The organism is Planktotalea sp. (assembly GCF_050633725.1).
GTDB lineage: Bacteria > Pseudomonadota > Alphaproteobacteria > Rhodobacterales > Rhodobacteraceae > Planktotalea.
The window spans coordinates 1-13,588 of record NZ_JBOEHB010000002.1 but is presented as its reverse complement, the minus strand read 5'-3'; the positions used below and the strand labels follow the sequence as shown (position 1 = coordinate 13,588).

The following is a 13,588-nucleotide window of genomic DNA, read 5'->3' as shown; positions in this document are numbered from 1 at the left end:
ACACTAAAACTCTGGAGACCTTCTAATGGCTGAACAACTCGTCTTTGCGATGGAAGTTTTCCTCAATGGTCTGATGGCCGGGGTTCTCTACGCGCTCGTCGCGCTGGGCTTTGTTTTGATCTTCAAAGCGTCCGGCATTTTCAACTACGCCCAAGGTGTTATGGCGCTGTTCTCGGCGCTGACGCTGGTCGGCATCATGGAAGGGCAAATCCCCTTCAGCCACATCATCAACGCGGTGTTTGGCACTGAAATTCACCACTTTGGCTGGCATGTCCCCGCGCTGCTCGCGATTCTCTTAACAATGGCAGTGATGGTGCTGTTCGCCTGGATCGTGCAGCGTTACATTTTCCGCCACTTGGTGGGTCAAGAGCCGATCATTCTGTTCATGGCAACCATCGGTCTTGCGTACTTCCTTGAAGGTGTGGGCGATCTGATGTGGGGCTCTGAGATCAAGAAGCTCGACGTTGGTCTGCCACAGGGCATCAACCTTGCGATTGATGAATTTACCTTTGGCATCTTCGATTACGGTTTCTTCATCGATAACCTCGATCTCGTCGCCACTGTGATTGCTGCGCTTCTCGTGATCGCGCTGGTGATTTTCTCGCAGTACTCCAAAGAAGGCCGCGCGATGCGCGCTGTTGCGGACGATCACCAAGCTGCCTTGTCAGTGGGTGTTTCGCTCAACTTTATCTGGATCATGGTTTGGTCCGTTGCGGGTTTCGTTGCTCTGGTTGCGGGGATTATGTGGGGTACAAAGTCGGGCGTTCAGTTCTCACTGTCCTTGATCGCTTTGAAAGCTCTGCCTGTTCTCATGCTCGGCGGCTTTACGTCCATTCCCGGCGCGATTGTTGGCGGACTGATCATTGGCGTTGGCGAGAAACTGTTTGAATTCGCAATCGGCCCGATGGTGGGCGGCGCGACAGAGAACTGGTTCGCATATGTGCTTGCTCTCATTTTCCTCGTCTTCCGCCCTCAGGGTCTGTTCGGCGAGAAGATCATTGAGAGGGTGTAGCTATGCATAAGATCATCGCAATCGTGAATGTTATTGCATGGGGCGGCTTTTGGGCCTTTGGCTATCTCGCCCTCACCACCAAGCCAGCGGATAGCGGGCAAATGACAATTGCTGCCGTGCTTGCGGCAACAGGGGCTGCAGTCGGGCTTTGGGCATACTTCCAATTGATCCGACATAGCGAAGCGACAGGCTACGCCAAGAAACCAAACCGCGTGTATCAGCGCGCAGACGAAGAGGCGGCATAAATGTTTTACCGTGAAGCGGGCGATTTCAAAACGTCCTACACCGATGACAACCAGACGTTCCCGATTAAGTTTGACCGGTATCGTTACTACTTCGTTCTGGCAGTCGCCTTCGGCGTCATTCCATTCCTGATCAATGATTATTGGGCAAACGCGTTCTTGCTGCCCTTCCTGATCTATTCGATCGCGGCGATTGGACTGAACATTCTAACCGGCTATTGCGGACAAGTTTCCCTCGGAACCGGCGGTTTCATGGCTGTGGGGGCCTATGCCTGCTACAAGCTGATGACCTCGTTTCCTGAGGTGAACATCTTTTTCCACATCATTCTGTCCGGCGGAATTACAGCCGTTGTGTGTACGGCGTTTGGCCTGCCTTCGCTTAGGATCAAAGGTTTCTATCTCGCCGTGGCGACGCTGGCTGCTCAGTTCTTTCTGGTTTGGCTCTTCAACAAGGTTGAGTGGTTCTACAACTATTCTGCCTCTGGTCAGATCAACGCACCAGAGCGCACAGTCTTTGGCGTACCAGTCACTGGCGCAAACACGGATGCTTGGGCGACTTATCTGTTCTGCCTCGTCTTCCTGACGATCAGCGCGATCATCGCCCGTAACCTGACGCGAGGCATGCAGGGGCGTAAATGGATGGCGATCCGCGATATGGATATTGCGGCTGAGATCATTGGCGTGAACCCGCTACGTGCAAAGCTAAGCGCCTTCGCCGTATCAGGCTTCTTCATTGGTATCTCTGGCGCGCTCTTCTTTGCGGTCTATCTTGGTGCGGTTGAGGTTGGCGAAGCCTTTGGCATTCAAAAATCGTTCCTTGTGCTCTTCATGATCATCATCGGCGGGCTTGGCTCTATCTTTGGCTCTTTCGCGGGCGCTGCATTCCTTGTGCTGCTGCCAGTTCTGCTTAAGCTGATCGGTGTGGATATGCTCGGGTGGCCAACAGATATCGTTGCGCACTTTAACTTGGTGATCGTGGGCGCACTTATCATCGTCTTTTTGATCGCAGAACCACACGGCATCGCCCAGCTTTGGCGCGTTGCAAAAGAGAAACTACGCCTTTGGCCCTTCCCGCACTAAGCGTTGGGCCAGAGTTCAATATCGGGTGAAAGCCCGCCACATCGGAATAACCATGGGAGGATGAAACCGATGAAGATGAAACTAACAACAATGGCGCTTACAGCGCTGATGGCCGCAGGCCCCGCAATGGCGGATCTTGTGTTCCCGTCACTTTCCTATCGCACAGGCCCTTACGCGGCTGGCGGCATCCCATTCGCGGATGGTTATGCGGATTACTTCACATTGCTCAACGAGCGTGATGGCGGCATCGGCGGTGTTCCTGCGCGTGTTCTGGAATGCGAGACAGGCTACAACACAGAAAAAGGCGTTGAGTGCTACGAGTCCACAAAAGCCGAAGGCGCGTTGGTATACCAGCCGCTCTCCACAGGCATCACATACCAGTTGATCCCGAAAGCAACAGCTGACGGCATCGCGATCCACTCAATGGGTTACGGTCGTACATCTGCGGCGAACGGTAAAGTGTTCAGCAACGTCTTCAACTACCCTGCGAACTACTGGAACGGTGCATCTGGCGCGATCAACTATCTTAAGTCTCAGGGCGATCTGAGCGGCAAGAAAGTTGCGCTGGTTTATCACAACTCTGCTTACGGCAAAGAGCCTATCCGTACATTGGAAGAGCTGTCTGCAAAGCACGGTTATGATCTGACGTTGATCCCTGTTGACCACCCTGGTCAGGAGCAAAAATCACAGTGGCTGCAAATTCGCCGTGAAAAGCCTGATTTCGTGATCATGTACGGTTGGGGCGTCATGAACCAAGTTGCGGTTCAAGAAGCAGCGAACATCCGTTTCAACATGGAAAACTTCATCGGCATCTGGTGGTCTGGTTCTGAGAACGACGTTCTTCCAGCAGGCGACAAGGCGAACGGTTATAAAGCACTTACGTTCCACGGCGTTGGCAATGACTTCCCAGTCTTCGCAGACATCCAGAAGCACGTTGTAGACACAGGCAAAGCGGCTGGCGCTGGCGATCAGATCGGTACGGTTCTTTATAACCGCGGTCTTTACGCTGCGATGCTTGCCGCTGAAGCTGTGAAAACAGCGCAAGGTATCCACGGCACAGCAGATATCGACGCTGCGATGATGATGGACGGCATGGAAGCGCTGGAAATCACAGAAGAGAAAATGGCTGCTCTTGGCCTGCCGGGCTTTGGTCCATCTTTCTCTGTCACCTGTGAGAACCACGGTGGCCCAGGTCTCGTTGGTATGACTCAGTGGGACGCTGCTGCGAAAAAGTGGACATTGATCTCTGACTTCGCACCTAGCGACATGGACGTGATCCAGCCACTCATCGACGCGGATTCCATGGCTTATGCTGCGGAAAACAAAATCGAAGAAGGCTGCAAGTAAGCCTCTTTAAGGTTCGGCCGGCCCTATGCTGGCCGAACCATCCCCTAACCTAATTCATGACAGGGCGTTTGACATGCTAGATGCTGCTCCGAGCACCGAAAAACTTCTCGAAGTTAACAACATTGAAGTGATCTATAACCACGTGATCCTTGTGTTGAAGGGCGTGAGCCTTCATGTGCCCAAAGGCGGTATCGTTGCGCTTCTTGGCGGCAACGGTGCTGGTAAAACAACGACGCTTAAAGCGATTTCCGGCCTTTTGAAGTCCGAGCGCGGTGACATTACCAAAGGCTCCGTCAGCTATCGCGGCGCGGATCTCGCGGGGCGAGACCCTGCCGATTTGGTCCGCTCTGGCGTCATTCAAGTGATGGAAGGCCGTCACTGTTTCGAACACCTCACTGTTGAGGAAAACCTGCTAACGGGTGCGTACACACGCACTGACGGCAAGGGCGCAATCGCTTCTGATTTGGAGATGGTCTACAACTATTTCCCACGCCTCAAGGAACGTCGTAAGTCCCAAGCGGGCTACACATCGGGCGGTGAGCAACAGATGGTTGCGATGGGCCGTGCATTGATGTCCCGACCTGAAACTATTTTGCTGGACGAACCTTCTATGGGTCTTGCTCCGCAACTGGTGGAGCAGATTTTCGAGATCGTCAAAAAGGTGAACGAAGAAGAAGGCGTGACCTTCCTTCTGGCTGAGCAAAACACCAACGTCGCGCTGCGTTTCGCGCACTATGGTTATATTCTTGAGAGCGGCCGCGTCGTGATGGACGGTCCTGCCGCCGAACTGCGTGAGAACCCCGATGTTAAGGAGTTCTATCTTGGCATGTCCGATGATGGCCGTAAGAGCTTCCGTGATGTGCGCTCTTACCGCCGTCGCAAGCGTTGGCTGAGCTAAGCCGCCCTTTCTGATTTCCCTTTTGCTTGCGAGCCGCTCAATGACCTCTTTTTTCGACACGTTAGAAACACGTTCCGCTGACGAACGCATGACGCAGCAAAGCGCTGCACTCCTTGAGCAATTGGCGCGTGCAGGTGCAGATGCGAGCGGGATAAGCTCAATCGCGGACCTTCCAAAGCTGCCGGTGTTTCGCAAGTCTGACCTTGTGAGCCTGCAAGCGGACAAGCCGCCATTCGGTGGGCTCAATGTGTCCAATGTTGCGCATGTTTTCCAAAGCCCCGGCCCGATCTATGAGCCCGGCGGTGTCAGCCATGATTGGTGGCGCATTGGGCGTTTTCTCCATGCGATTGGCATTGGCAAAGGGGACATTGTTCAGAACTGCTTTGGCTATCACTTGACCCCAGCTGGTTCGATCTTTGAAAACGGTGCGCGCGCGGTTGGCGCGACTGTGCTGCCAGCGGGAACAGGTCAAACCGAATTGCAGGTGCGCGCAGCTAAAGATGTCGGCTCGACGGCTTATGCTGGAACGCCTGATTATCTTAAGGTTATCCTTGATAAAGCTGACGCGATGGGCATTGAGTTGGGCATTACAAAGGCCGCTGTTGGTGGCGGTGCCTTGTTCCCGTCCTTGCGCCAAGAATACGCAGATCGCGGTGTGCTTTGCTTGCAGAACTACGCAACGGCCGATCTTGGCAATGTGGCCTACGAGAGCCCCGCTGCGGAAGGTATGATTGTCGATGAGGGCGTGATCGTTGAGATTGTAACTCCCGGTACAGGCACCCCTGTTGAACCTGGCGAAGTTGGCGAAGTGATCGTGACGTCACTGAACCCTGATTACCCTTTGATCCGATTTGCGACAGGCGATCTAAGTGCGGTGATGGTAGGGCAGTCTTCGTGTGGACGTACCAACATGCGGATCAAAGGCTGGATGGGCCGCGCGGATCAAACAACCAAAATCAAAGGTATGTTCGTGCGCCCTGAACAGGTTGCTGACCTGGTCGCAAGCCATGACGGAATCGCGCGCGCGCGCGTTGTTGCGACGCGTGAGGCTGAGAAAGACGTGCTGACGGTGCAGATCGAGACGTCTGACACTGATCCGAACGGCTTTGCCAGCGCTGTGCAATCCACGCTCAAAATGAAGGGCAACGTAGAGCTCGTTGCGCCCGGCGCTTTGCCGCGCGATGGTTTGGTGATCGAGGATCAACGCAGCTACGATTAAGACCGATCGAACGGCAGCAAACACGTGCATCAAATTTGAATGTTGCTAATTCGCGTGCTTAGTTGCCTTATTGACGTATGTTGAGGCGATCGCCTGAAGTTCAAATACTGTTAACGCTCGCATTTTTGTGGCTTGGGAGGCTGGGGGTTTTTCTCGGTCTTCCGAACGACGCGAGCATTGATTCAACGGCATTTGTAAGAATTTTCTGCCTAGATTTTCTCATCCTGATTGCCACGATTGCCTTAGCGGTTCGATTGATCCGATTGCATCCTCAGACGTTGTCGTTTTGGTTGATGTCACTGTCGGTCATCATCGCCCTTTTTGTCAGCGCAAATCACTGGGTAAGCGCCGTCGCTCTGCGCGCCATGCGACCACCTATGCCCCCTCTTGAAGCGCCTGTTTTAAAAACGCGCGGAACTGTCGTCTATTGGCTCGGCCCAATAGATTTCGATAGTTTTGATGCGTTGGAAAGGACGCTTCATCAAAACCCTCGGCTTAAGACCCTGTCACTTGATAGTGCCGGCGGAAGGATTGCGGCGGCGCGCGGTATGGCCCGATTGGTGTCGGAGGCAAAGTTGGACACACTCACCAGCGGAACCTGTTCTTCTGCATGCACACTTGTGTTCATTGCTGGTGAAAAACGAAGGTTAACGCAAGAAGGACGGATTGGATTTCATGGGTACAAATTATTGAGTGGAATTCAGACGATCGACACTGAAACAGAGCAGTTGCGCGATCAAAAAATGTTTGAGAAACGCGGCGTAGATTCCTTGTTTCTTAAGCGCGCCTTTTCAGTTCCTTTCGAAGAAATCTGGTTCCCCGATCACGAAACACTGTGTCAGGCAGGCGTCACAAGTTGTTAAAGATAGGTGCAAAAGAAAAGGCCGCCTCAAAAGAGACGGCCCAATCAATTCAAAAGCTACTTGCTCTTAACCCTGACGGGCCTTGAAGCGAGGCTGTGTCTTGTTGATCACATAAACACGGCCTTTACGACGCACAACGCGGCAATCGCGGTGACGCTGCTTCAGCGAGCGGAGCGAGTTTTTAACCTTCATCGGTTATCTCCTCATACGCGGCGCTGCGTGCGCCTCGGGGTTAGCGCCCAAAATGGGCAAAAATTCATGGTGGGCGATACAAGGATCGAACTTGTGACCCCTTCGATGTCAACGAAGTGCTCTACCGCTGAGCTAATCGCCCATGAAACCGTTACGAAACGCTTGCCCTATACAAAATGGGGCGCAGAATCCCGCGTCAGTACGGGGGCTATAAAAGGAGTCGTTCGCGGGATCAAGGGCTTTTGGTAATTGCTTTGTTATGGCTATAGTCAAGCACGCTAACAGGAGCATTCATGCCACGATCCGGCTTTCAACTTATTCGGCCAATTGAGCTTTCTACAAGCGTCGTATTCGCATCACCGCATAGTGGCCGCGATTACACTTGGTCGTTTATGCGCCGATCTGCATTGAGCGAGCTAGCCATCCGTTCGTCCGAAGATGCTTTTGTCGATCAACTTATTGATCACGCCCCGACATTTGGTGCGCCTTTACTGACTGCTAATGTGCCGCGCGCTTATGTAGATTTGAACAGGAGTTCAGAAGAACTGGACTCTGCTTTGATTGAAGGCGTTGCGAAGAGCGGACATAATCCACGTGTTGCGTCGGGACTCGGCGTTATTCCACGAGTCGTTTCCAATGGTCGCGCCATCTATCGAGGTAAGATTTCCTTGGCTGAGGCACGCAAGCGTTTACTCGATTACTGGCATCCTTATCACGGCCAGCTGGCAAGCCTTCTCCAAGAGGCGAGCCAGACATTTGGTCAGGGCATTTTGGTTGATTTTCATTCGATGCCCCGAGAGGCGCTTGACGGGGTTGCGCGAAATTCGCAGACGCGACCAGATGTTGTTTTGGGGGACCGGTTTGGGGCCTCAGCAAGCAATTTGATTGTCGATCAAATTGAAGCGGCCTTTGTGAATGCTGGGTTTATTGTATCGCGGAACACGCCGTTTGCGGGTGCATATATTACACAAACCTACGGTCGCCCGTCGCGCAATCAACACGCGGTTCAGGTTGAGATAGATAGATCGATTTATATGAACGAGCGTGACCTTACTCCGAACGAGTCCTTTGATTGCGTCAAACGCTCTTTGCAGTCTGTATTGGCTGATGTTTGTAACATTGGGCGGCTAGATCGTTTGCCATTGGCAGCAGAATAAAATCAGCGCAGCGAGCGCCCCTTTTTTATAGCATCCGATCCAAAACGCGCGCGTATCGCATCGGTCGCGCGCTCGGCTTTGCCGCGCTTTTCTGCATTTGGATCGAGCAGATCCCCGTTCATATCCGCCGTGCCATCTGCTTTACACAGGTCAGATAGTCCGGTGCCTATGAGACGGAATGGACCTTCTTTGGCGACACTGTCGAACAACGCGCGCGATTCGCGGTAGATTCGATCAGTCATCTGCGTTGGTTCGCGAAGCGACAAACGGCGAGATATTTGGCTGAAGTTTGCGCGTTTGAGTTTGAGGGTTACGACGCGTCCAGCAAGATCCCTTGCCTTGGCCCGATCTGCGACTTGCTCGGACAAGCGCCAGATATGCCCATCAAGCACGTCCAGATCGGCGGTGTCCTCAAAAAAGGTTGTTTCTTTGGAGATACTTTTCACAGGCGCATGGGCTGAGACGCGGCGAAAATCTTCGCCGCGCGCAATGTGATAGAGGCGTTCGCCTGTACCGCCAAGCCGTGCGATGAGATCGACTTTTTCCCAACGCAAAAGATCATCAAAAGTGCGAATGCCGACTTTCTCTAGCGAAGCTTGTGCCGCAGGCCCTACGCCCCAAATCATGCGCACTGATTTTCCTGCGAGAAACGCGGCGGTTTCAGCCTCGCCTATCACTGAAAACCCGCGTGGCTTATCCAAATCAGAGGCAACCTTGGCGAGAAATTTGTTGTGGGACAGTCCGATTGATCCGCTTAGTCCCACCTCATCACGCATGCGCTTGATAAGCCGCGCGAGCATCACAGCAGGAGGGGCACCATGCAGGCGCTGCGTGCCGCGCAGGTCCATGAAGGCTTCGTCAAGCGAAAGCGGTTCAATTGCAGGTGTAAGGTCCAGCATCATCTGTTTGATCGCCTTAGACGCCTCTACATAGGCGCTCATGCGGGGTTTGATCACCACGGCATCGGGGCAGAGCTTCAGCGCTTGAAACATTGGCATGGCGGAGCGCACGCCCTTCATCCGCGCTACATAGCAGGCCGTTGACACCACACCGCGTTTGCCACCGCCGATGATGACAGGTTTATCCGCAAGCGAAGGATCATCGCGTTTTTCCACGCTTGCATAGAAGGCATCGCAATCCATATGGGCAATCGAGAGCGACATCAATTCAGGATGCTCAATCACCCGCACAGAGCGACAAGCGGGGCAACGCGAGCCGCTTTCAAAATCTGTCAGGCAATCTCTGCAAAGAGCGGGCATGTGTTGACGTCACCTCGTCTAAATTGAATAGGCAGACTATCTTCGTGGGCGCGTAAATTCAAACAAGCTGTCTTTGAACTTTGCCCGTTTCATCCCTATGTAGAACATAATCCTAGGGAGAAATTTATGTCGCTTGATCAAATTGCTTTAGATTTTCTGAGCCAGAACACGTTTATCGTGTTGCTCGCCGTCTTTATTATTATCTGTATCCTGCTTGGCGTGCGGATCGTTCCGCAGTCCGAGAAATTTGTGGTGGAGCGTTTTGGGCGTCTGCGTTCGGTGCTTGGGCCAGGCATCAACCTGATTGTGCCGTTCCTTGATAAGGTCGCGCACAAAATTTCTATTCTTGAGCGTCAGCTTCCCAATGCTGTTCAAGACGCGATTACGGCCGACAACGTGTTGGTGCAGGTCGAAACGTCGGTGTTCTACCGTATTCTTGAGCCAGAAAAGACAGTGTACCGGATCCGTGATGTGGACGGCGCGATTGCGACGACAGTTGCGGGTATGGTGCGTTCCGAGATCGGTAAGATGGAGCTGGACGAAGTGCAGTCCAACCGCACGCAGCTTATTTCCGAGATCAAAAAACTTGTCGAAAGCGCTGTGGATGATTGGGGCATTGAAGTGACCCGCGCTGAAATCTTGGATGTGAACCTCGATCAAGCAACCCGCGATGCGATGTTGCAGCAACTCAACGCAGAACGCGCCCGCCGCGCGCAGGTGACCGAGGCCGAAGGCGCAAAGCGTGCCGTTGAATTGAGCGCGGATGCAGAACTTTACGCCGCTGAACAAATCGCCAAAGCGCGCCGCATTGCGGCCGATGCCGAAGCCTATGCGACGGGCGTTGTGGCCGCCGCGATTGCCGAGAACGGCTTGGAAGCGGCGCAGTATCAGGTGGCGTTGAAACAGGTTGAGGCGCTGACAGCGCTCGGAACAAGCAATGGTTCGCAAACGGTTGTCGTTCCTGCCAGCGCGATGGATGCCTTTGGCGATGCCTTCAAAATGCTCAAAGGAGGGGCCAAATAATGTGGACGTCTTGGGTATTTTGGATGATCGCGGCGGTTGCTTTGGCCATCCTAGAAGTCTTTGCGCCAAGCTTCATCTTCCTTGGCTTCGCGATTGGCGCGGCTTTGGTCGGGTTGATCCTGATGGTCGGAGGCTCTGCCATCAGCCTTAGCCTGCCGATGACATTTCTGGTGTTTGCTGTTGTATCACTGATCTCATGGATCGCACTGCGCCGCGTGCTTGGCGTGCGCAGTGGTCAGGTGAAAGTCTTCGACGAAGATATTAACGACTAGGCGCGATTATGCCCTGCGGTTGCAAGTTCGGAAAGGATTGCTTCTGCCGCTGCTTTACGATCTTTCGCATCACGGATCGGGCGTCCCACTACGACATGATCTGCGCCGTCAGAAATTGCACTAAGGGGCGTCGCGACACGTTTTTGATCGCCTAGCTCGGCTCCTATTGGGCGGACACCAGGGGTCACAATCAAACGGCCATCGGATTCTGGAAGCGCACGAATGGCAGCCGCTTCTTGCGGGGAGGCGATGATGCCATCTGCGCCAGCGTCCAGCGCTCGGCCCGCGCGATCAACGACCAGATCAGGCACAGCGCCGTCACGGATCAGGCAATCATCCAGATCACCGCGATCTAGCGACGTAAGGATCGTTACGCCAAGAATTTTCATGTTGCTGCCTGCCGCGCCTTCTTTGGCGGCGCGAATAACATGCGGGTCGCCATGAACGGTCAGGAAGTCGAGATCAAATTGCGCTAGGCCGCGCACCGCAGCCTCGACAGTCGCGCCGATATCAAAGAGCTTCATATCCAGAAAGATACGCTTGCCCTTTTCGGCCTTCAGCTCATTCGCGAGGGCGAGTCCGCCAGTTGTCAGCATGCCGAGACCGATTTTGTAGAACGATACAGTATCGCCCAAGGTTTCGGCCATTTTTAGCCCTTCCAATGCGTTTGGCACATCAAGGGCTACGATCAAACGATCATCGGACATATTGCTTCTCCTGCTGAATACGCCCTCCTATCGCGCGGAGGGGCGGTGCAGGTCAAGCAGAAGGGCTTACAGCGCGAATTCTGCTGGCAAAACGCCGGGCGCGAATTTCATGTACGATTTAGAGATGCGATATTCCGGCATACGCTGCACTTGGCGCATTGCTTCGGAGATGAGGGCAACGACGGGGTTGCGCTTTTCGGCTTCGTGGCCGGGTTTGATTTGACAGTCAAAGATTACGTCTCCTGTGTCTGTAATGAACGATACTTTTCCAGCGCCACCAGTTTCTGGCGTGAATTCTTTTGTGGGCGTGATGTCGATACGCTTTACGATCATTGTTTTGCTCCTGCTGTGCTCCTGCTTTGGGAGCCTCTGATTGTTAACTGCTATGACCTTAAACAGGCGAATCTGGGCAAAATGTGTCCAAATGAGCGTTAATATCGTGGCGACACTCTCTTGATAGAATGACCTGCAATACCCACATTATGGATGAGGCCCGACGCCAAGCGTGCTGCCAAGCAGGCGCAATATTTAGACGGGCGCTTTAGAAGGAGTACGACTATGGACCTTAACAAGTTCACTGAGCGTTCGCGCGGATTTATCCAAGCGGCGCAAACCATTGCACAGCGCGAAGATCATCAGCGCCTCGCGCCTGAGCATATTCTCAAAGCATTGATGGATGACGACCAAGGTCTGGCATCCAACCTGATTACCCGTTCTGGCGGCGCACCCGCGCGCGTTGTCGAAGCGCTTGAAACAGCGCTTGGCAAGATCGCCAAAGTGAGCGGCGATGCAGGGCAGGTCTATTTGGATGGGCAGACTGCCAAGGTTCTGGATGAGGCCGAGAAGCTGGCCAAGAAGGCGGGCGATAGTTTCGTTCCTGTTGAGCGCATTTTGCAGGCGCTTGCACTGGTGAAATCCAAGGCGCGTGAGGCTCTGGAGGCTGGCGCTGTGACAGCGCAGAGTTTGAATTCCGCGATCAATGACATTCGCAAGGGTCGCACCGCCGATAGCGCGAGCGCCGAAGAAGGCTATGACGCGCTCAAGAAATACGCGACGGATCTGACCGAAATGGCGGAGCAGGGCAAGATTGACCCGATCATTGGCCGCGACGAGGAAATTCGCCGCGCGATGCAGGTTCTTTCGCGCAGAACCAAGAATAACCCCGTTCTCATTGGTGAGCCCGGCGTTGGTAAAACCGCGATTGCCGAGGGTTTGGCCCTACGCATCGTCAATGGCGACGTGCCAGAAAGCCTGCGCAACAAGAAGCTGATGTCGCTCGACATGGGTGCTTTGATCGCTGGCGCAAAATACCGCGGTGAATTCGAGGAACGTTTGAAAGCGATCCTGAGCGAAGTTACGTCTGCGGCTGGCGAAATCATCCTTTTCATCGACGAAATGCACACGCTTGTTGGCGCGGGCAAGGCCGATGGTGCGATGGATGCATCTAACCTGCTGAAACCAGCACTTGCGCGCGGAGAATTGCACTGCGTGGGCGCGACCACATTGGATGAGTACCGTAAACACGTTGAAAAAGACGCAGCGCTTGCGCGTCGTTTCCAGCCTGTGATGGTGGAAGAACCAACCGTTGAGGACACGATTTCTATCCTGCGCGGTATTAAGGAGAAGTACGAACTTCACCACGGTGTGCGCATCTCTGATAGCGCGCTTGTGGCGGCGTCAACCTTGTCGCATCGCTATATCACCGACCGATTCCTACCTGACAAAGCCATCGACCTGATGGACGAGGCCGCGTCGCGTTTGCGTATGGAAGTGGACAGCAAGCCAGAAGAGCTGGACGCGCTTGACCGTGAGATCATGCAAAAGCAGATCGAGGCGGAAGCGCTCAAGCTTGAGGATGATCAGGCGTCCAAGGACCGTCTCGAAACGCTTGAGAAAGATCTGGCTGATCTGCAAGAACGCTCAAGCGAGATGACCGCGCAGTGGCAGGCGGAACGCGATAAACTCGCAGGTGCCCGTGATCTGAAAGAGCAGCTCGATCAAGCACGCGCGGAGCTGGATATCGCCAAACGTGAGGGCAATCTCGCCAAAGCGGGTGAGCTGTCCTACGGCGTTATTCCTGATCTGGAAAAGGCATTGGGTGATGCCGAGGATCGCGAAGACAACGGTGTGATGGTCGAAGAGGCTGTGCGCCCTGAGCAAATCGCATCGGTGGTTGAGCGTTGGACAGGTATCCCCATGTCCAAAATGCTTGAGGGCGAGCGCGACAAGCTGCTTCGCATGGAAGATGCGCTCCATGGCCGCGTGATCGGGCAGCAATCTGCGGTGACCTCCGTTGCCAATGCGGTGCGCCGCGCGC

Annotated in this window: 15 protein-coding genes and 1 tRNA gene; 11 read left to right on the top strand and 5 right to left on the bottom strand. The window is 54.0% G+C overall.

Annotation, left to right across the window (positions count from 1 at the left end; translation table 11 throughout):
* Positions 1 to 25: 25 nt before the first annotated feature.
* The 7 genes from ACRBCU_RS02265 to ACRBCU_RS02235 all read left to right on the top strand — a co-directional run bounded on the left by ACRBCU_RS02265 (position 26) and on the right by ACRBCU_RS02235 (position 6,661).
* The gene (locus ACRBCU_RS02265) at positions 26 to 1,012 is read left to right on the top strand and encodes a branched-chain amino acid ABC transporter permease (protein WP_431363739.1); all 987 of its coding nucleotides are present in this window, start codon (positions 26 to 28) and stop codon (positions 1,010 to 1,012) included.
* A gap of 2 nt (positions 1,013 to 1,014) precedes the next feature.
* On the top strand, positions 1,015 to 1,257 hold the full coding sequence (locus ACRBCU_RS02260; RefSeq protein WP_431363738.1) for a hypothetical protein: 243 nt from the start codon (positions 1,015 to 1,017) through the stop codon (positions 1,255 to 1,257).
* The gene (locus tag ACRBCU_RS02255) at positions 1,258 to 2,334 is read left to right on the top strand and encodes a branched-chain amino acid ABC transporter permease (RefSeq protein WP_431363737.1); all 1,077 of its coding nucleotides are present in this window, start codon (positions 1,258 to 1,260) and stop codon (positions 2,332 to 2,334) included. It begins immediately after the preceding gene.
* 69 nt (positions 2,335 to 2,403) lie between these two features.
* Positions 2,404 to 3,681, top strand: coding sequence for an ABC transporter substrate-binding protein (locus ACRBCU_RS02250; RefSeq protein WP_431363736.1), 1,278 nt, complete (start codon positions 2,404 to 2,406; stop codon positions 3,679 to 3,681).
* A gap of 73 nt (positions 3,682 to 3,754) precedes the next feature.
* Complete coding sequence (locus ACRBCU_RS02245; RefSeq protein WP_431363735.1) at positions 3,755 to 4,579, top strand: ABC transporter ATP-binding protein; 825 nt, start codon at positions 3,755 to 3,757, stop codon at positions 4,577 to 4,579.
* A 40-nt stretch (positions 4,580 to 4,619) separates the two neighbouring features.
* Positions 4,620 to 5,798, top strand: a complete 1,179-nt coding sequence (locus ACRBCU_RS02240; RefSeq protein ID WP_431363734.1) for a phenylacetate--CoA ligase family protein — start codon at positions 4,620 to 4,622, stop codon at positions 5,796 to 5,798.
* Between the two features lie 293 nt (positions 5,799 to 6,091).
* Positions 6,092 to 6,661, top strand: coding sequence for a hypothetical protein (locus ACRBCU_RS02235; RefSeq protein WP_431363733.1), 570 nt, complete (start codon positions 6,092 to 6,094; stop codon positions 6,659 to 6,661).
* A 66-nt stretch (positions 6,662 to 6,727) separates the two neighbouring features.
* On the opposite strand, the gene ykgO is transcribed toward ACRBCU_RS02235, so the two are convergent.
* The gene (ykgO, locus tag ACRBCU_RS02230) at positions 6,728 to 6,853 is read right to left on the bottom strand and encodes a type B 50S ribosomal protein L36 (protein WP_024810264.1); all 126 of its coding nucleotides are present in this window, start codon (positions 6,851 to 6,853) and stop codon (positions 6,728 to 6,730) included.
* A gap of 67 nt (positions 6,854 to 6,920) precedes the next feature.
* Positions 6,921 to 6,995: transfer RNA gene (locus ACRBCU_RS02225), tRNA-Val, on the bottom strand.
* Positions 6,996 to 7,146: 151 nt separating this feature from the next.
* On the opposite strand from ACRBCU_RS02225, the gene ACRBCU_RS02220 reads away from it, so the two are divergent.
* Positions 7,147 to 8,010, top strand: coding sequence for an N-formylglutamate amidohydrolase (locus tag ACRBCU_RS02220; protein ID WP_431363732.1), 864 nt, complete (start codon positions 7,147 to 7,149; stop codon positions 8,008 to 8,010).
* Positions 8,011 to 8,012: 2 nt separating this feature from the next.
* Here the strand turns inward: ACRBCU_RS02220 and ACRBCU_RS02215 are convergent, their stop codons facing one another.
* Positions 8,013 to 9,269: a DNA polymerase IV gene (locus ACRBCU_RS02215; RefSeq protein ID WP_431363731.1), complete on the bottom strand. Its 1,257-nt coding sequence runs from the start codon at positions 9,267 to 9,269 to the stop codon at positions 8,013 to 8,015.
* Between the two features lie 126 nt (positions 9,270 to 9,395).
* Here ACRBCU_RS02215 and ACRBCU_RS02210 point away from each other — a divergent pair, with 126 nt between their 5' ends.
* Together ACRBCU_RS02210 and ACRBCU_RS02205 are read left to right on the top strand one after the other, a co-directional pair.
* Positions 9,396 to 10,292 (top strand): SPFH domain-containing protein, encoded by an 897-nt coding sequence (locus tag ACRBCU_RS02210; protein ID WP_431363730.1) that lies wholly within the window; start codon positions 9,396 to 9,398, stop codon positions 10,290 to 10,292.
* A complete protein-coding gene (locus tag ACRBCU_RS02205; RefSeq protein WP_431363729.1) occupies positions 10,292 to 10,564 on the top strand; it encodes an NfeD family protein in 273 nt (90 codons plus the stop codon). Before ACRBCU_RS02210 ends, ACRBCU_RS02205 begins: the two co-directional genes overlap by 1 nt.
* Here ACRBCU_RS02205 and pyrF read toward each other — a convergent pair.
* Together pyrF and ACRBCU_RS02195 are read right to left on the bottom strand one after the other, a co-directional pair.
* Positions 10,561 to 11,271 (bottom strand): orotidine-5'-phosphate decarboxylase, encoded by a 711-nt coding sequence (gene pyrF, locus ACRBCU_RS02200; RefSeq protein ID WP_431363728.1) that lies wholly within the window; start codon positions 11,269 to 11,271, stop codon positions 10,561 to 10,563. The two genes, ACRBCU_RS02205 and pyrF, sit on opposite strands and share 4 nt — an antisense overlap.
* A gap of 66 nt (positions 11,272 to 11,337) precedes the next feature.
* Positions 11,338 to 11,604, bottom strand: a complete 267-nt coding sequence (locus tag ACRBCU_RS02195; protein ID WP_431363727.1) for a hypothetical protein — start codon at positions 11,602 to 11,604, stop codon at positions 11,338 to 11,340.
* Positions 11,605 to 11,829: 225 nt separating this feature from the next.
* Between ACRBCU_RS02195 and ACRBCU_RS02190 the strand changes: the two genes are divergently transcribed.
* A partial coding sequence (locus tag ACRBCU_RS02190) for a Clp protease N-terminal domain-containing protein (protein WP_431363726.1) occupies positions 11,830 to 13,588 on the top strand: 1,759 nt, incomplete at its 3' end.

Excerpts from the sequence above, each read along its gene's own strand:
- ykgO (WP_024810264.1), bottom strand. The coding sequence starts at position 6,853 with ATGAAGGTTAAAAACTCGCTCCGCTCGCTGAAGCAGCGTCACCGCGAT.
- ACRBCU_RS02260 (WP_431363738.1), top strand. The coding sequence starts at position 1,015 with ATGCATAAGATCATCGCAATCGTGAATGTTATTGCATGGGGCGGCTTT.
- ACRBCU_RS02245 (WP_431363735.1), top strand. The coding sequence starts at position 3,755 with ATGCTAGATGCTGCTCCGAGCACCGAAAAACTTCTCGAAGTTAACAAC.
- ACRBCU_RS02240 (WP_431363734.1), top strand. The coding sequence starts at position 4,620 with ATGACCTCTTTTTTCGACACGTTAGAAACACGTTCCGCTGACGAACGC.
- ACRBCU_RS02265 (WP_431363739.1), top strand. The coding sequence starts at position 26 with ATGGCTGAACAACTCGTCTTTGCGATGGAAGTTTTCCTCAATGGTCTG.
- pyrF (WP_431363728.1), bottom strand. The coding sequence starts at position 11,271 with ATGTCCGATGATCGTTTGATCGTAGCCCTTGATGTGCCAAACGCATTG.
- ACRBCU_RS02250 (WP_431363736.1), top strand. The coding sequence starts at position 2,404 with ATGAAGATGAAACTAACAACAATGGCGCTTACAGCGCTGATGGCCGCA.
- ACRBCU_RS02210 (WP_431363730.1), top strand. The coding sequence starts at position 9,396 with ATGTCGCTTGATCAAATTGCTTTAGATTTTCTGAGCCAGAACACGTTT.
- ACRBCU_RS02235 (WP_431363733.1), top strand. The coding sequence starts at position 6,092 with ATGTCACTGTCGGTCATCATCGCCCTTTTTGTCAGCGCAAATCACTGG.
- ACRBCU_RS02205 (WP_431363729.1), top strand. The coding sequence starts at position 10,292 with ATGTGGACGTCTTGGGTATTTTGGATGATCGCGGCGGTTGCTTTGGCC.
- ACRBCU_RS02215 (WP_431363731.1), bottom strand. The coding sequence starts at position 9,269 with ATGCCCGCTCTTTGCAGAGATTGCCTGACAGATTTTGAAAGCGGCTCG.
- ACRBCU_RS02195 (WP_431363727.1), bottom strand. The coding sequence starts at position 11,604 with ATGATCGTAAAGCGTATCGACATCACGCCCACAAAAGAATTCACGCCA.
- ACRBCU_RS02220 (WP_431363732.1), top strand. The coding sequence starts at position 7,147 with ATGCCACGATCCGGCTTTCAACTTATTCGGCCAATTGAGCTTTCTACA.
- ACRBCU_RS02255 (WP_431363737.1), top strand. The coding sequence starts at position 1,258 with ATGTTTTACCGTGAAGCGGGCGATTTCAAAACGTCCTACACCGATGAC.